The sequence below is a fragment of the Leptolyngbya sp. KIOST-1 genome, from assembly GCF_000763385.1.
GTDB lineage: Bacteria > Cyanobacteriota > Cyanobacteriia > Phormidesmidales > Phormidesmidaceae > Nodosilinea.
In genome coordinates, this window is record NZ_JQFA01000002.1 from 3115420 (window position 1) to 3132207 (window position 16788).

17 protein-coding genes are annotated in these 16788 nt (G+C 59.1%); 8 read left to right on the forward strand and 9 right to left on the reverse strand.

Annotated features, from left to right (window positions below; genetic code table 11):
* Nucleotides 1-2: 2 nt before the first annotated feature.
* Entirely contained in the window at nt 3-443 is a 441-nt protein-coding gene (locus NF78_RS32965; protein ID WP_263970598.1) for an S-layer homology domain-containing protein, read from the reverse strand.
* 162 nt (nt 444-605) lie between these two features.
* Here NF78_RS32965 and thrB point away from each other — a divergent pair, with 162 nt between their 5' ends.
* The 4 genes from thrB (at nt 606) to NF78_RS13775 (ending at nt 4698) form a co-directional block, all read left to right on the forward strand.
* Nucleotides 606-1532 carry a homoserine kinase gene (gene thrB / locus NF78_RS13765; protein WP_197064834.1) on the forward strand — a complete coding sequence of 309 codons (927 nt, stop codon included), beginning with the start codon at nt 606-608 and terminating at the stop codon, nt 1530-1532.
* 479 nt (nt 1533-2011) lie between these two features.
* Nucleotides 2012-3622, forward strand: coding sequence for an NAD(P)H-quinone oxidoreductase subunit 4 (locus NF78_RS13770; protein ID WP_035987209.1), 1611 nt, complete (start codon nt 2012-2014; stop codon nt 3620-3622).
* Between the two features lie 221 nt (nt 3623-3843).
* A complete protein-coding gene (locus NF78_RS33470; RefSeq protein ID WP_156119762.1) occupies nt 3844-3996 on the forward strand; it encodes a hypothetical protein in 153 nt (50 codons plus the stop codon).
* A gap of 108 nt (nt 3997-4104) precedes the next feature.
* Nucleotides 4105-4698 carry a sulfite oxidase-like oxidoreductase gene (locus NF78_RS13775; protein ID WP_035987211.1) on the forward strand — a complete coding sequence of 198 codons (594 nt, stop codon included), beginning with the start codon at nt 4105-4107 and terminating at the stop codon, nt 4696-4698.
* Between the two features lie 55 nt (nt 4699-4753).
* Here the strand turns inward: NF78_RS13775 and NF78_RS13780 are convergent, their stop codons facing one another.
* Together NF78_RS13780 and NF78_RS13785 are read right to left on the reverse strand one after the other, a co-directional pair.
* A complete protein-coding gene (locus NF78_RS13780) occupies nt 4754-5056 on the reverse strand; it encodes a hypothetical protein (protein WP_035987213.1) in 303 nt (100 codons plus the stop codon).
* 163 nt (nt 5057-5219) lie between these two features.
* A complete protein-coding gene (locus NF78_RS13785) occupies nt 5220-6704 on the reverse strand; it encodes a LuxR C-terminal-related transcriptional regulator (RefSeq protein ID WP_225885295.1) in 1485 nt (494 codons plus the stop codon).
* Between the two features lie 342 nt (nt 6705-7046).
* Between NF78_RS13785 and NF78_RS13790 the strand changes: the two genes are divergently transcribed.
* Entirely contained in the window at nt 7047-7715 is a 669-nt protein-coding gene (locus tag NF78_RS13790) for a PTPA-CTERM sorting domain-containing protein (protein ID WP_035987217.1), read from the forward strand.
* A gap of 9 nt (nt 7716-7724) precedes the next feature.
* Here the strand turns inward: NF78_RS13790 and NF78_RS13795 are convergent, their stop codons facing one another.
* The 4 genes from NF78_RS13795 to purE all read right to left on the reverse strand — a co-directional run bounded on the left by NF78_RS13795 (nt 7725) and on the right by purE (nt 14026).
* Entirely contained in the window at nt 7725-9017 is a 1293-nt protein-coding gene (locus NF78_RS13795) for a GTPase family protein (RefSeq protein WP_035987220.1), read from the reverse strand.
* A 94-nt stretch (nt 9018-9111) separates the two neighbouring features.
* On the reverse strand, nt 9112-11133 hold the full coding sequence (locus tag NF78_RS13800) for a DICT sensory domain-containing protein (RefSeq protein WP_072016075.1): 2022 nt from the start codon (nt 11131-11133) through the stop codon (nt 9112-9114).
* Between the two features lie 436 nt (nt 11134-11569).
* Nucleotides 11570-13000 carry an ammonium transporter gene (locus NF78_RS13805; RefSeq protein WP_035987222.1) on the reverse strand — a complete coding sequence of 477 codons (1431 nt, stop codon included), beginning with the start codon at nt 12998-13000 and terminating at the stop codon, nt 11570-11572.
* Nucleotides 13001-13504: 504 nt separating this feature from the next.
* A complete protein-coding gene (purE, locus tag NF78_RS13810; RefSeq protein WP_035987224.1) occupies nt 13505-14026 on the reverse strand; it encodes a 5-(carboxyamino)imidazole ribonucleotide mutase in 522 nt (173 codons plus the stop codon).
* Nucleotides 14027-14201: 175 nt separating this feature from the next.
* Here purE and bchM point away from each other — a divergent pair, with 175 nt between their 5' ends.
* From bchM to NF78_RS13825, 3 genes are all read left to right on the forward strand, one after another.
* Nucleotides 14202-14900: a magnesium protoporphyrin IX methyltransferase gene (gene bchM, locus NF78_RS13815; RefSeq protein WP_035987227.1), complete on the forward strand. Its 699-nt coding sequence runs from the start codon at nt 14202-14204 to the stop codon at nt 14898-14900.
* 112 nt (nt 14901-15012) lie between these two features.
* Entirely contained in the window at nt 15013-15411 is a 399-nt protein-coding gene (locus NF78_RS13820) for a DUF423 domain-containing protein (RefSeq protein ID WP_035987229.1), read from the forward strand.
* 112 nt (nt 15412-15523) lie between these two features.
* On the forward strand, nt 15524-15751 hold the full coding sequence (locus NF78_RS13825; RefSeq protein WP_052050398.1) for a hypothetical protein: 228 nt from the start codon (nt 15524-15526) through the stop codon (nt 15749-15751).
* A 231-nt stretch (nt 15752-15982) separates the two neighbouring features.
* Here NF78_RS13825 and NF78_RS13830 read toward each other — a convergent pair whose 3' ends face one another.
* A complete protein-coding gene (locus NF78_RS13830; RefSeq protein WP_035987231.1) occupies nt 15983-16219 on the reverse strand; it encodes a ferredoxin-thioredoxin reductase variable chain in 237 nt (78 codons plus the stop codon).
* A 112-nt stretch (nt 16220-16331) separates the two neighbouring features.
* Complete coding sequence (locus NF78_RS13835) at nt 16332-16772, reverse strand: hypothetical protein (RefSeq protein ID WP_052050400.1); 441 nt, start codon at nt 16770-16772, stop codon at nt 16332-16334.
* Nucleotides 16773-16788 lie beyond the last annotated feature (16 nt).

Consider the following 16788-nt stretch of genomic DNA (forward strand, 5'->3'; position numbering starts at 1 on the left):
CCCTAGGGCAGTTCCGGCAGGTCGGATTCGAGTTGGCGGAGTTCGCTTAGGGATTGTTCCATGGACTGGATCAGGGACTGGACCTCGCGATCGCGCGCTTCCGCCTGCTGGGCCGCCATACCCGCCACTACACTCAGGCAGGAGTCCATGCCCGCCGCAAACTCAAACCGGGTGACGGCGTTTTCACCGCGAAAGGTGCCGTCAGGGTAGCCGCTGATGCAGCCGTAGGTGCCAGCCAGGTTGAGCAACGCCTCGTAGGCCCAGTGGTCGGGGGAGACATCGGTGAAGGGCAGCACCCGCTGGGGCGGGGCGGCCTGGGCCTGGGCGGCGGGAATCGCGATCGCGGGGTCGGCGGGACCTGGGTTAGCCCAGGCAGGGGCGATCGCTGTCGCCGCTACAGTCCCTACCGTCACCGCCGAGCCGACTTGCATCCACCGTTTCATCCGTGTCATTGCTTCCCCCCCAGTTCTGCTGTGTCGTTGCCATGCCCCTTAACCGTAGCGAATCCGCAGGCAAGTCACCACTGCCCCGGCCCGGATCACCCGCACCCCCAAAGGTGCTACTATCCTTGACCTGATTGTCCCTTGTCTGCCGGAGGTGTGGCGGTGTCTCGATCCATTTTGGTAACTGTCCCAGCGACCACTGCCAACATTGGCCCCGGCTTCGACTGCTTGGGAGCGGCATTGACCCTCTACAATCACTTTAAATTCACACCCCTCGACCAGGCTGCAGGGACGGTCACGATTACTGTGCAGGGGAAAGAGGCGGAGCGGGTAGTCACAGACAGCTCCAATTTGGCCTACAAAGCCTTTGCTCACTACTTCCGCAGTCGAGAACTGGTGGTACCGGCAGTGGCGATCGCCATTGACTTAGATTTACCCCTGGCCCGGGGGCTGGGCAGTTCCTCCACCGCCATAGTCGGCGGGCTGCTGGGGGCCAATGGGCTCTGTGACGAACCATTGAACCAAGCGGCATTGGCAGAACTGGCGATCGCGATCGAAGGCCACCCCGACAACGTGGTGCCCGCCCTGGTGGGGGGCTGCCAACTGGCGGTAGCCGGGGAGGACGGTTCCGCCACCCTCTGCCCGATTCCCTGGCACAGCGACGTGGTGCCCGTGGTGGCCATCCCGGACTTTGAGCTGTCCACCGCCGAGGCCCGCCGGGTGCTGCCCGCCACCTACAGCCGCACCGATGCGATCTTTAATACCGCCCACCTGGGGCTGCTGCTGCGCGGTCTGGAGAGCGGCAACGGCGACTGGCTGCGGGTGGCCCTAGCGGATCGGATCCACCAGCCCTACCGGCAAACCCTGATTCCCGGCTACGCTGCCGTGGCCGAGGGGGCGATCGCCGCAGGGGCCTACGGCCTGGTGATCAGTGGAGCGGGGCCAACGCTGCTGGCCCTGGCCCCAGCGACGGCAGCTCCAGCGGTCGCTGAGGGGATGACCACTGCCTGGCAAAGGGAGGGGCAAAGCGTTACCGCCCTGGCCCTGGCTCTAGAGACCCGGGGAGGGCGACTGGAAACGGTTGCCTAATTGTCACACCCCTTACCAGCGGGCGATCGTAGCGCCGGAAGGCTCCCGGCGCTAGCAAATTAGGCATTTCACACTATTGACATCTCTAAATGTGAGTAATCACTTTTATTTAATTAAATGATTTTTGACCCAAAACCGTTGTATAGCAACGGTTTTGGGTCTTTTAGCGAAAAGTTCTCGTTATCTTTACCGGAAATTACGTATCAAATGTTTATTAAGTTTCCTATACTGGAAACGAGCGCAAAGATAGGTATATCTCTCTATCCATCTTTCACTCCGGTTCCTCCGTCGTGCTTTTGGGCAACGACTTGTGCGCTGAAATCCTCCGACCTTCTCGCCTAGGGTAGGCCGCCGCGAACAGCAGAGGTCAGCCATTTTACCGATGGCCCCTCCAGGGTATATGTCCGCTTCGTGTCAGACACTCAAACCGGAACCTCAATGCGCTGGCTGTTTTGTTCTATATACTCACGCAAATTCTCATGCTGACCGAGCAATTTCCGTGGCTGACGACCCTAGTTATCCTGCCGCTGCTGGCCATCCTGCCCATACCGGTGCTGCCCAACCGCAATGGGCAAACCCTGCGCTGGTACGCCCTGGGGATTGGCTTCATCGAATTTTCTTTAATTCTCTACACCTTTGCCAACTTCTACGACCTCAATCAGCCTGGTCTACAGCTGGTTGAGCAGTATAGCTGGGTACCCCAGGTGGGTCTCACCTGGTCCCTGGGGGCCGATGGTTTGGCCATGCCCCTGGTTGTGCTCAGCGGCCTGGTCACCACTCTGGCAATTCTGGCCTCCTGGAACGTCACCAAACGGCCCCGCCTCTACTTCAGCCTATTGCTGGTGATGTACAGCGCTCAGGTTGGGGTATTTCTGGCCCAGGACCTGGTCATGTTCTTCCTGATGTGGGAACTGGAACTGGTGCCTGTGTACCTCCTGATCTCCATCTGGGGCGGTCAGAAGCGTCTATATGCCGCTACTAAATTTATTCTCTACACCGCGATCGGCTCTATCTTTATTCTGGTCGGGGCTCTGGCCATGGCCTTCTACGGCGACACCGTCACCTTCAACCTGACGGAGTTAGCCCAGAAAGATTATTCGCTGACCTTCCAGCTGCTGGTATACGCGGCGTTTCTGGTGGCCTTTGCGGTCAAGCTGCCCATCTTTCCGCTGCACACCTGGTTGCCCGATGCCCATAGTGAGGCACCTGCGGCCGTGTCAATGATTTTGGCAGGGGTGTTGCTCAAGATGGCGGGCTATGGCCTCATCCGCATGAACATTGAGATGCTGCCCGATGCTCACCTCTACTTTGCGCCATTCCTGGCCATTCTGGGCGTGGTCAACGTCATCTACGCCTCAATGACGGCCTTCGGTCAGGACAACCTGAAGCGTCGCATGGCCTATTCCTCGGTGGCCCACATGGGATTTGTGCTGATTGGCTGCTCGGCATTCACCACCCTGGGCATGAGCGGAGCCATGCTGCAGATGATCTCCCACGGCATGATTGCGGCGGTCATGTTCTTCCTGTCTGGGGTGACCTACGAACGCACTCACACCCTCGACATGGACGTCATGGGTGGAATGGCTCGCAAAATGCCAACTACCTTTGCCTTCTTTACAGCGGCTGCCATGGGCTCGCTGGCCCTACCCGGCATGAGCGGTTTTGTCAGCGAAATCGCAGTATTTCTGGGTATGGCCACCAGCGACGTCTACAGCACAACCTTCAAAACCGCCATCATCATCGGCGCTGCGGTTGGCGTAGTGCTGTCCCCCATCTATCTGCTCTCGATGCTGCGGCGGATCTTCTACGGAGATGCCGGGCAGGTGGTGGCCAAGGTGCCCAACATGCTAGACATCCGGCCACGGGAAGCCTTTGTGGCCCTCTGTCTACTGGTGCCCATCATCGGGATTGGCCTGTATCCAAAATTGGCAACCCAGGTTTACGATGCTAAAACCGTCGCGGTGGCCAGTCGCGCCCAGACGACAGTGCTGGCAGCTGGGCAAAACCCCCCCCTCTACGCTCACATTATGGTTGCTCCCAGGGTGACGGTGGCTGAACTGGCTACTGCCACGTCCCCTCAAATCGACTAGGCAGAACCGGTCCATACAGCTTGTTTAGCTGCACTCTGGCGCAGGTCAGGGTGCAGCTCTTTTTTGGGCTGAAATTTAGGCTTTAAAGACGATTGAGACACTGTCTCTGGGCACTCTAAGAGCCAGGCGCAGCGCGTCACAATGATAAATATCGGCAGGGCTTGTCCCCCAATGCCTCTCTAGGGGTAAAGCCCGCTGATGCAGATTTTCTTCAAATCGCTATGGCTCAGCAACATCACTGTCCTCACTGCAACAGTAAACATCTACTTCGGATTGGAGTAAGTGGCATTCGTCAATGCGCTCACTGCAAAGCGTTTGTGGATGTGCGATCGCGCCACTGGCTCAAGCGCTTGATTCGAGATTTAGCCGCTTAGGTTGGGCCGCTGCGGAGTCTACGCTTTGCACCGCAACCCTGCCTGTAGACGCTTGCGGTCCATCTGAGTTAGGCGACAATGGGGGTGCCCTGACGTGCAAGGTACCCTATGGCCGGCAAGTATTTCCAAAAACCAGGTCCAGAACTGGCCGATCGCGTGCCGCCGGGGCAGCATCTGGCCAAGGGCTTTCCGGTGCTGACCTATGGCGATACCCCACACCTCACCCAGGCGGACTGGTCCCTGGCCATTACCGGGCTGGCCACGCCTAAAACCTTCGGCTGGTCGGACATGATGGCGCTGCCCCAAACCGACTTTACCGCTGACTTTCACTGCGTTACCACCTGGTCAAAGCTGGATGTGACCTGGCGGGGAATTCGCGTCACCGATCTGCTGGCGCAGCTGGAGGTGGACGCAGCGGCCACAGACGTGATGCTGCACTGCTACGGTGGCTACACCACCAACCTGACGCTTGAGGATTTTGCCCGACCCGAAAACTTCTTTGCCCACACCCTGGAGGGGGAGCCCCTGCCCCCGGACCACGGCGGCCCAATGCGGCTGGTAGTTCCTCACCTCTACGCCTGGAAGAGCGCCAAGTGGATCAATGGCGTGGAGTTTTTGGCCAAGCCTGCCCTCGGGTTCTGGGAGCGCAATGGCTACCACCGTCGGGGTGAGCCCTGGGCCGAGGAGCGCTACAGCTCCTGAGTTCAGCAAAGCTGCATGTGACTAACTCAACGCCTAACTTAGTAAGGGGGCTGGTCTACCGGTTGCCGTAGCGGCCCCAGCTCAAAAATGCGGTCACAATGTAGAGCACAATGGCAGAACCAATCACCGAAGGCACGACGGGCACCCCTTGATAGCTCCAGGTCAGCCAGGGGGTGGTGAAGTTGTACTGCTGAAGCAGGTAGTCCGCAACCCATTGGCCCACCAGGACGCCCACCAGGCCAATCAGTACCAAGCCCAGGAGTTTGCCGGGCACGCGGCGGGGGATGAGCAGGTTGGCGGCAAAGGCGCAGGCGATCGCAATCAAGACTTGAATGAGCAGGCTGATCAGGTCATCCATAGGATTTGACTCCTGAATTCAGGAGACGATGGAGCGCGGGTTGTGGGCTTACTGTACCCACCGAGGGGGAGAACTGAGACAGCCGGGGTGTATGGCTATGGCGCTGTCCCAGGTCTGGCTAAAGCCAGCGGCAGATGTTCTAGGCGTTAATGGCCATCGCTAATTAAATCCACCCATAGACGGCGGCCTGGTAGACAGCCTGGTAGCGATTTTTAGCTTGCAGCTTGGCAAGGCTGTTGTTGATGTGGAATTTTACTGTACTTTCGCTGATGTACAGCTGGTTGGCAATGTCGCGATCGCGCAGTCCCTGGGCCAACAACGCTATGATCTCGCGCTCCCGCTGGGAGGGCTGAGGCGCACTGGGGAAAGGGATAGCCTCGACCGGCTGGCCTGACTGCACCTGATGGACGGCCCGGCGCAGCTGGTCAGCCTCTACCCCCCAGTCCAGGGTGCCTGCGACCGATGGCGACGGCTGGCTAGAGGGGCTAACGCGCATCCAGAGCACGCGATCGGCGGTGCTGGCCACGGTTTCGCTATCGGTGATGACTACCGCCTCAGCCTCGGAGGCATCGCAGACCGTTAGCCCAGCTTGATAGGCCATCGCGGTAAGGGCCGCCTGGAGCAGGGCTGTGCGACACTGAATGCTCACTTTCGCGCCGGAGGTGTCGTTGCTGTAGGGGACCCGCAGCAGAACCTGCACCAGCTGCTGCTGGGGACCGGGCTGGGTTTGCAGACTGCCTCCCAGGCAGGTGGCCATGAACCTCAGCAGGCGACAGCGCGATCGCCAGTGGGCCACGGTAGGCCTAGCGTCGTTCTGTTGAGCGTCCTCCACGGCCGCCTCGGGCCCACTGCCAGTGGGGGTGGGCAGGGCCACAATGGCCTCCAGGGTAACCTCAGTAGCGCCGTAGACCAGTCGGGCATAATCGCAGTGAAACGCGTTGAGCAATTCGCCCAGGCGCAAAAAAAGGCAGCTCACAGAATCGAGCAAAGGTCTTTCGGTGCCCACCAGGGCCATCGTTGTTGTGCTCAACAGGTGGGCCAGTTGATCGGAAAGGGTGGGCCGGGCGATAGGGTTGTGCTTGGCTCCAGGCGGTTGAGCACCGACCTGAAGGGCGGCATCGAGGGCGATGGTTGCGGTCATGCAGAGCACCTGCAGCACCTCGAGAAACTCCGCCGCCATGGGGCTGTGGCTAAAGGTGGCCAGCACGCCAATCACGCGATCGCCTGTCATCAGCGGATAGCCCGCAAAGCCCTGAATGTTGTTGGCGATCGCCCAGTCCCGATCTTTGACCCAGGCTTCCTCGGCCAGGCGATTGCTGAGGAAGGGCACCCGGTTTTGAGCAATTTTGCCGACCTTGTAGGCCCCCATCGGCACCCGCGCAAAGGAGCCGTTGGTGTGGGTGTAGAGCCCCGACGACGCCACCAGACGCAGCATGGCGCGATCGGGCTCCACTACCCAGATGCGGGCAAAGGCGCAGCCAAACTGATGCACCAGCCCGTCGGTGACCATCCGGGCCAGGGGCTCGGTTTCAAGACAGCCCGACAGCCGCTGGGCAATTTTGTTTACCCGCTGGAGATCGAGCAGCAGTCGCGCCTGGTTGGGCACACCAACGCCGGGGCTATCCACGCCTGGGAGAGCAGCGCTCACAGAGTTTTCCTGACATGTCTTTCTCTACAGATTGAGTCGAAGGCGATCAATACTCTGTATCGGTGGACACGCCTGGGCAACTTTCTATTGAATTATTCCGCCCATGTCTTCCTGCCAGCGGCACAGGCGGGTGGTTTCACCCTAGGGGCGATCGCCTTTAAAGTTTGAATGTTTCATTAAGGCTTGGTAAACTTTCTGACTCAATCTTGGGCAAGTTTACGTATTTTTTGTTAGAACGTGGGCGGAGTATGAACCGCGTCCTTCCCCCAGGTTTGTCCGCGAGTCCCCGGATTGTGCATCTGCCTCTCGTAGTTAGTAAAAGCCCCCGTTTCGGAGAAGCAGATGAAGGAGAGACTTGCAGGCATTGGCCTGACAGTTGGTACTGCCCTAATTCTGGGCCCAGTTTGGGCCAACTCGGCGCAGGCGTTCTCGTTGGGTAGCCCTGTAATCGTCGAAAACTTTCTCGTGGACTCTGACAATCCGTCCATAAGGATTCCTTATGAGGGAACAATACCTATTGTGCAAGGGCCGACGAGGGTTGTAGTCACTCCCCCCAACCCTGATAGCAACGAGCCTACTATCGAACTGAAGCAATTTGGTGGCATTTGGGATATCGACCTGGATGACAACTTCATTTCGTTTAGTCTGAATTCTTTATTTACAAACGTCTCTACGGGCACTGACGTCTATCGATTTATAGGCCCCAATACGGGAAAAATCCCTACAATCAAGATATTTAGCTTTACCCCTTTCTCATCTAAGGAAAATGAAAGGCCTTACGCAAGGTTCACAGCTGGCGAACAGCTTAGAGTAGACCTTGTTTTCCCCAGACTGTTTGCTCCAGGTGGACTATTACCACCAGAGCCAGGGAGCACACCAATGTTTGTTACTAACGTGCAAGTCGAGCCTCACGCAATTCCAACACCTGCACTGCTGCCTGGTCTGGTAGGCATGGGTCTGGCGGCGCTGCGCAAACAGCGTGGAGAGAAAGAGAAGCACCGGGTGGATTAGCCACAGCGGCTAAGGATCTGAGGGGGAAGCAGGCGTTGTGTCGAATCCCCCACCCTTGAAGCGATCCTTAGCCAGGGTGAAGGCTTCCTGCATGGCTGCCTGAATTTTTTCGGGGTCGGGTTTTTTGCCGCCCAGCAGGTCACCGAAGTAGACGCAGGCTCCTTCGCCCAGTCCCCAGGTGTAGGCGGCGGCCCAGGAGGCGGCAATTACGCTGCCAAAACCGGGAATAAACTTGATCAGCTCTCGGCCTACGGCCTGGGCAAAGAAGCCGCCCGCGATCGCGCTGATCAGGCCGCCCGCCTGGGAGGGGCTGAGGGTTTGGCCGTAGAGCTTGCCCAGCAGCCCCACCATGGAAACCTGGAGCGCCGTTAGCACGGGCATGGTGGCAAAGGGCAGGGGCACCGCCGCCAGGGTGGCGGCCATCACCGCAAAAGCAGAAATGTAGTGTCGGCCCACGTCCCGATACAGGTTGCCCAGCTGCTCGGCGGCCTCGGCCTGCTCGTCGAGCAGCTGGTAGAGCGCCTGGGACTCCGCCTCGGGCAACAGGTCGGCCAGGGCGTCGCGCAGCGCCTCTAAGCCGTAAAACACCGGGTCAAAGCCGTCCTCGTCGAGGGTGAAGTCGATCAGCACCGTGCGATCGACGACCCCGTCAAAGTTGGCCTGAATGGCCTCGAACGGCCGACGAACGGCGTCCAGGTCGGGGGGGTAGGGGGGATGGTCAGTTTGGGAGGGCGGGTAGACCTCGTGGGCGGAGGTCACCGCCAGCAGACAGGGCACGGAGGGGAACTGCTGCCGCAGCTGTAGGGCGACCTGCCGCAGGGTATCGGTGGCAAAGTCGTTAATTTTGACCGTCAAGATCAGAATGCGCGCTTTGCTACTGCGGTTGAGGTCTGCCACCAGCTCGACCACGATGGCATCGGTGGCCTGGGTAATGTCGCCCAGCCCTACAGTGTCGGTGAAAATCAGCAGGGGCAGGTCTTCGGAGGGGTAGGCGTAGCGCTGAGTGTGCTGGGTATGGGGCTTAAACCCCTGACCGACGATTTCGGCAGAGACGCCGGTTAGCCCCCGCACAATAGAGCTTTTACCCGCCTGGGGTTTGCCAATCAGCAGGGCCTCGGTGGTGGGCAACTGCTCGCGCACCGCCGCTAAAATGTCGGCTACTCTGTCGTCATCGACGTTGAACCAGCGGCTCAGCTGCTCGGTGGGCCGCAGCTGGCTGGCGCGATCGCGCAAGTGCTGCCAGGCCTCCGTCAGCGGAGTCGCCCACGAGGAGGTCGGTTTTGGTGGTTGGCGATCGCCCATGCCCGTCCTTTGCCCTGCCTACCGACTACGGCCCCTAACGGGCCATGTCCCTATCCTAACGGTAGGATGAGATGAGCCAGCTAAACGGATCCGTTCAGTCATCGAGGAGTACCGACGGGTTGCCAGGGACGGTAACGGGCTGCTTGGTGCCCGACCGACTGCTGCGACTGCTGCGACCATCCAGCTTGCCCTGGGCAATGGGAATCGTGAAGTGGAACTGGCTGCCTTTGTTTTTACCCGCCGACTCCGCCCAGATGGTACCCCCCAGCCCTTCGACAATCTGACGGCACATGGCCAGTCCCAGGCCGGTACCCCCGGTGGTGCGGCGCAGGGCTCCCTCCTCCTGGTAGAAGCGGTCGAAGACGGCATTGAGACGGCTGGGCTCAATGCCGCGCCCGGTGTCGGCCACGGTGACCTGAAGGTGGGTGGGGCTGGAGCGGGTGACTTGAATAGTAATTTTGCCGGTGGTAGGGGTAAATTTTTGGGCATTGTCGAGCAGTTTGGCCAGGACTTCGACCAGCCACTCGCCATCGGCCCGCACCAGGGGCACCTGCTTAGGAATTTTGACGCTAATGTTCGGGCTTTCGCCGTCGTCCTGGCTGACGTGGATGCTGCTGAGCGCTAAATCAACGCATTCCTGGATTGAGAGCGACTCCAGATTCCACTCCACCCGGCCACTCTCCAGCCGCGAGAGGGTGAGAAAGTCCTGCACCAGCTTGCGCATACGCTCGGCGTCTTCGAGGGCCGACTGCAGCATGATTTGCCGCAGCTCGTTGGGCATGTCGGGCTCGGTGGCCAGGCTTTCGAGGCAGACCTGAATGGTGGAGAGGGGGGTGCGCAGCTCGTGGCCGGTGATGGCGATCAGGTTGGCGCGGGTGCGATCGAGAGCTTCGAGCTGCTGGTTCAGGTCCTGCAGGTTGGCATAGGCCTCGGCCTGAATAATGGCGACGCTGAGCTGAGCAGCGATCGCATCGACCAGAGCCGTATCGTCCTCGCTCCACTCGTAGGCCTGGGGCTGGCAGTGGTGCAGTTCGATCAGGCCCACCAGACTGCCCTGGTAGGTCAGGGGCACAATCAGCCAGGACTGGATCTGCCACTGCTCAATCAGGGGTTGAATCGCCTCTAGTTCCTGACGGAAAGGGGAGTCGCGGGCCTGGGTATCGGCAATGGCGATGGTCTCTTTGGTGTCCTGCACGTAGTCGAACAGGGGGTTGGTGGCCAGGGGCCAGGTTTCGCCCAGCAGGGAGCCCACGTTGCCATTCAGGTGCTGATGGGCAATCACCACGGTGGCATCGGTGGCGCTGCAGGGATAGATCAGGCAGCGACACACGCGCATGGCCTGGCCGAGTTCCTGGGCCGCCTTGGCAAAAATTTCGTCGGCATTGAGGGACTGGCGCACCACCGAGGTAATGGAGTTGACCAGGCGCTCGCGACGCTCCTGGGCGGTGATGGCTTTATAGGCCTTGAGCAGCTTGTACTGCCCCGCCTGCAGGTAGGTGACCAGGCGCTGGGTGAAGGGGTCAGGGCCGCCGCTGCCGTCCGGACGCTGGGTTGGGGTGAGGGTTGGGTCGATGTAGCGGTGGCGGGCGATCGCAACTTTGTCGGCCAGATCGGGGCGATACCCCACAATGCGATCGAGCAGCAGCCCCGCCGCCGCCTGGGCAACGTAGCGATCCTGGGTCCAGACGCCTTCAAACCGGCGGGTTTGGTCGAGGGGAGGACCATCGGTGGGCGGTACCGATCGCTCCCGGCAGATTAAGCAGGCGCTGTAGTCCTCCCCAACCACCACCAGATGCCATTCCTGGGTGAGGGCATCGTCGGCCTCAAAGGCAATGGTCTCATAGTTGTCCGAGCGACTGACAAAGCTGGTGCCCAGGGCTGACAACACGTAGACCTGGTCAGTGAGTTCTGCAATCCGCAGGTAGCGATTGGCCTCCTGGAGATAAAACCGCTCCTGCTGAAAGCTGGCGATCACCAAAAACTTTGCAGTTCCCGCCAGCACGTGATCCTCCATAGCATGGGACAACGCCGTCAGCGAGGTTTTGAAATAGAGGCTGGGTCTAAGCTGGGGAATTGCGGTCAGCAATTCTTCCACGACAGATGTGGAATTGCTCATGGTTCAAAATAGGGAACCGTCGATGTGTAGCGTCTCCACCGAGGGGTTACCTGACCTGAGGTTCGGCAAGCCCTAATGAACCCTACTCGCATCGGCAGCAGTTACTTCCACCTAGACTACCAGTTGCCCTCTACGCCTAAAGCAACATTGTAACCATTTGCCAAGATAGGCTTTTGGCCTCTCCAGCTTGAGTTCCAGGCGTAGTCACGCTGGGCAGGACACCCACAACCCCCAGAATATTCCCATCAACGTTCATTTAGAACAGGTCTCAACCGGACTGGCTACAGCTATAGCTGGGTCCCAGAGTTGAGAATTGGGCTCAAAAAACAAGCGGCTGAGGCAATGCCCCAGCCGCAGATGAATTGACATCGTCCTGAACAAACTTGCCAGAACCGATTAGAACCTAGTTCCCACTAATCAAGACAGGCTGGGGTGACTAGATCACGCCAGTCATATCAGTGGTGTCCTTCAGGAAGCCGCTGTAGGCTTCCATACCGTGCTCACCGATATCCAGACCTTTCATCTCCTCTTCGGCGCTGACCCGCAGGCCCAGCACCGACTTGAGAATTAGCCAGAAGATGCTGGAGACAACAACCGTGAACAGGCCAAGGCTGAGAATGCCCAGAATCTGCACGCCCAGCTGACCAATGCCGCCGCCGTAGAGCAGGCCAGCAATAGCCTCAGGATCACCCGCCTGGGTGAAGTTGTTGGGGTTAGCAAACAGGCCCACGGCCAGGGTGCCCCAAATGCCGCACACCAGGTGCACAGAGGTAGCGCCCACGGGGTCATCAATTTTGATGCTGTCGAAGAAGCCCACCGAGAACACCACGAGGACGCCCGCCAGCAGACCAATCCAGAACGCGCCAGCATAGCCCACGACGTAGCAGCCAGCGGTGATACCCACCAGACCGGCCAGAATGCCATTGATGGTCATCGACAGGTCAGGCTTGCCGCTCAGGGCCCAGGAGGTAAAGGTAGCCGCAATGCCACCCGCAGCAGCGGCGAGGTTGGTAGTAACCGCAATGTAGGGCACAGCCAGGTTGGCAGCCAGCTCAGAGCCGGGGTTGAAACCAAACCAGCCAATCCACAGAATAAGACAACCCAGCATAGCAATACTGAGGTTGTGGCCGGGCAGCGCGCTGACCTGACCCTCAGCGGTGTACTTGCCCATGCGGGGACCCAGGAAGGCTGCACCCATCAGGGCCGCCCAGCCGCCGACGGAGTGTACCACCGTAGAACCGGCAAAGTCATGGAAGCCCAGGGCACCGAGCCAGCCATCCCCACTCCAGACCCAGTGGCCCGTAATGGGGTAGGCAATCGACGTCAGTAAAACGCTGAAGATGATGAAGTCAATGATCTTAATCCGCTCAGCAACGGCCCCCGACACAATGGTGGCAGCCGTACCGGCGAAGGCGGCTTGGAACAGGAAGAACGTGTCCTTGGTCAGGCCAACGCCGGTTTCCAGTCCATAAAGCTCAGCATCGCCGCCGAGGAAGAAGTTCCCCCAGCCGACCCAGCCATTGCCGCCGCCGAACATGAGAGAGAAACCGATAAACCAGTAGGAAATGGTGGCCAGGGCAAAGACGATCAGGTTTTTGGTGAGAATGTTAACGGCATTCTTCTGGCGGCAAAACCCGGTCTCCAGCATGCCAAAGCCGGCATTCATGAAGATAACGAGGAAAGCGGCAATCAGCACCCAGATGTTATCGAGGGTGGTTTGCAGATCATCTACGGTCAACTCCTCTTGAGCGTGAGCAGCAACTCCCCAGGTGGCCAAAATCACCAAAGTCAGAGGAATGCAGGCTACCCAAGCCCAGCCGCCAACGCGACCAAACAGGCGCTTAATCGCCTGATCGAAGGGTGGCACGCTGGTGTTCCAAAAGCCGGTCTTAGACCGCTTTCGGAACCTAGAACGATTACGCAACACTAGATTAGACATCTCAACAGACGTTCCTTCAACACAATCAGACAGTGAACACGGCCGATGTATCTAGACCTGAACCCTCAGCCCTGTGGCCGCGAGACAGACCCGTATGGGAGCTAAAGCTCACAGAAAAGATGAATTCTGCGAGCCGCGATGCAACTGCAGCAAGTTCCTGACAACAACCAAGGGAGCCGAATGCCTGGAAAACTTCTGCTAATCTGCCCGAGCATTGTTTTGACGCTAGTAGGCAGAGGAATTTGCGTAAAGACAGAACAAATTGATTCCATCAATTCTGAGGCAGTCAATCTGTATCAGGCGATACATAGCGTTCGGAGAGACCGCTACATTCCCCGTATAGCTTCAAAACATAGGCTTAATTAACCACAAATTTCTGGATCGTTAAAGCCGCTTTGAGGGAAGAGACTTTCATTCTATGAGTACAAATACTCATAGCTGGTCGTATAGGTAGGCCTGGGGACCAAGGCGATCGAGGTTTTGCTGCTTGGCCATCACCGATGCCTCTAGCTCGTGACGATACTGGGCGACCCGGTCGATGAGGGCAGGGCGATCGGTAGCCAGGATCTGTACCGCCAGCAGCCCGGCATTTTTGGCGTTGCCGATCGCCACCGTGGCCACCGGAATGCCGGCAGGCATTTGCACAATGGAGTAGAGCGAGTCGAGCCCCTGCAACGTGCGACTGACCACCGGCACGCCAATCACCGGCAGGGGGGTGAGGGCGGCAACCATGCCCGGCAGGTGGGCGGCTCCGCCTGCTCCAGCAATAATTACCCTGAGGCCGCGATCGCGGGCGGTCTTGGCATAGCTGACCATGCGATCGGGGGTGCGGTGGGCCGACACAATTGCCACCTCATGGGTCACCCCAAACTCGGCGCAGACCTCAATGGCAGCCGCCATAGTGGGCAGGTCGGAGTCGCTGCCCATAATGATGCCAATTTCGGGAGTAACCATAGCCTTTTAGTGCGATCGAAACGTGCTTTCCCATCATGCCACTGGTGATGTCCCGGGCGGGTTCTGGCTGAGGCCTGCCAAGGGATTGGGGAAGATTGAGTTTCATTGCGGAGGGTTTTGGTGCAGCAAAACATCATAGAATTTTACAGAAGTTCGCAAACCTCGAAGCCAGCCCATGACTGTCACTGACGATAAGACCGTGGTCCGTGAGTATTTTAATGCCACTGGATTTGACCGCTGGCAGCGCATCTACGGCGATGGCGAGGTCAACAAAGTTCAGCTCGACATTCGCAAGGGCCATCAGCGCACCGTGGATACCCTGCTGGGCTGGCTGGAGGCCGACGGCAACCTGGCCGGGCTGACCTGCTGCGACGCTGGCTGCGGCGTGGGCAGTCTCTCGATTCCGCTGGCCCAGGCTGGGGCCAAGGTTTACGCCAGCGATATTTCTGCCAAAATGGTCGAGGAGGCCCGGCAGCGGGCCGAGGCCACCCTGGGGGGCGAAAACCTGCCTACGTTTGAGGTCAAGGACCTGGAGGAGTTGGGCGGGCGCTACCACACGGTCATTTGCCTGGACGTGCTGATCCACTACCCCCAGGACAAGGTGCAGGCCATGATCAGCCACCTGAGTTCCCTGGCTGAATCGCGTCTGATCATGAGTTTTGCGCCCAAAACTCTGTGCTACAGCGCCCTGAAGCGGGTGGGCGAGTTCTTTCCAGGCCCCAGCAAGACCACCCGGGCCTACCTGCATCGGGAGGCCGATATTGTCAAAGCCCTGGAAGCGGACGGCTGGCACATTGAGCGGCGGGCGATGACCAAAACGCGATTCTACTTCTCTCGCCTGGTGGAAGCGGTACGAGAACCTTCAGCCAACTAGTACGGGTTGTCAGAAATAGGGCAACCATTGCTGAGGGTTTCAGGTGCTGGGTTTCAGGTTTCAGGAACAGTTGGCTGACTTACGCCGTAGGGCACTAGATGAAAGGGTAACTATGGGGACGGCTCGACTTTTTGTGGCGATCGCGGCGGTACTGGGCGGTACAGCGGTGGCGGCAGGAGCTTTTGCCACCCACGCCCTCCGACCGCAGCTCAGCGATCGCCTGCTGACCATCTTTGAGACCGGCGCTCGCTACCAGATGTACCACGCCCTGGCCCTGCTGCTGGTCGCCGTGGTGCTGGCCCAGGGGCTGGGCGCACCAGGGCTGCTGATCGCAGCGGGTTGGGCGTTTGTGGTGGGTACCGGAATTTTTTCAGGCAGTCTGTATGCCCTGGCTCTGACTGGGCAAAACCTGCTGGGGGCCGTGGCTCCCCTTGGGGGTGCGGCACTGATCGCTGGCTGGGGCTGTGTAGCGGTGGCGGCGCTGCTGGGGGCGGGGGAAGTAGGTGGGTAGGTGGGTAGGCGGGTAGGGAACTCGCCCACCCTCCAACTCCCTCACCCTCCCACCCTCCAACTCCCTCCCCCTGGCCAAAAGGCTATGATGAGCCTAGACGCTCCAGAGGGCTATGTTTGAATACCTAAGGCCGCGATCGCTGGCGACCTCTCAGGAAATAATCGAGTACCTGGAGCTGCATCAGGCCGCCCAGGAGTTTCGCCTGGAGCTGGAGCATCGGGCCAGCCTGGAGGACTACTGCCAGTGGTACTACCAGGTGGCGGCTGAAAACCAGCAAGACCTTGAACACATGCGATCGGAGCTGAACCTGCTGAGCTGGTTCAACCGCCGCCCGATCTAGGGGTTTTAACCCTAAACCTGGCTGGATAGCTGCTCCTGGTATAGCCCCTAGTCGGTGCATCGCTGCGCGGATACACCCTACGGGTAGCTGATGGATGACAGTCTCCAATAGTCGGAATTAGGGGGTTTATAGAAAATCGGATTTGGTAACCCCGATTCATAACCAGGAACCCCGTAGGGGCGTAGCATGCTACGCCCCTACGGGGCAGGTGTATACAACTGGGATTCGGGATTAAACGCTCTCTAGTTCGTCACGCTTGAGGTGGGCGCGCATGGGGCGCTTGGCTCCCTCAACCTCAAACTCGACTTGCACCGGAAAGTTAGGGCTGATGGGACGGCCCTTGTAGTCGGTGAGGATATTGATAATCACACCCTCCAGGCCCTTGGCATCGAAGGCTTCGTTGCGGTGCAGCGGGTGGTGATAAAAAATCACGGATTCTTTGATTCGGACGCGATCGCCAACATTCATAACACACACTCGCTCTTACTCAATCCTCCCTAGCGCCTGGTACCCAGGTGGGAACATTCTGTTTGCAATCCTCTTATCTTTGCACAGGATGGACGCCTGCACGTGGTCCCTGTCAATCAGGGGTGTCGGGGTTAGCCTCAGGGGCGTAGGGCTGCATCAGTTCGTCCATGCGCTGGGCCATGGCGGCCATTTCGGGGTTATGGCGGGCTACGGACTCGGTGCGGTCTTGAAAAACCTGGCCAATTTCGGTGTCGTGCAGCAGATGGCGGGCCTGGTTGAGTAGTTCGGGGGCGCGCTCTACGGGCTGGGGCTGCTTCGACATCAGCACCTCGTCGATCTGCACAATCAGCTGAGAGATGGGCCGCAGCCAGCTAAACTGCTCGTGGCTGAGCACCAGCCGCAGGTAGTCACCCTTGGTGGCGATCGCCCCGTGGCTGGCTTCGTAACGGTCTTTCTCGGCGTCCATCAAAATTTTGTGGGCCTTCAGCAACAGGGGTCGAAAGTCGCGTAGGGAGGCAAAGGCCGGATCGGAAGCGGGTATACCAACAGTCATTCAGAACTCGCGCAGG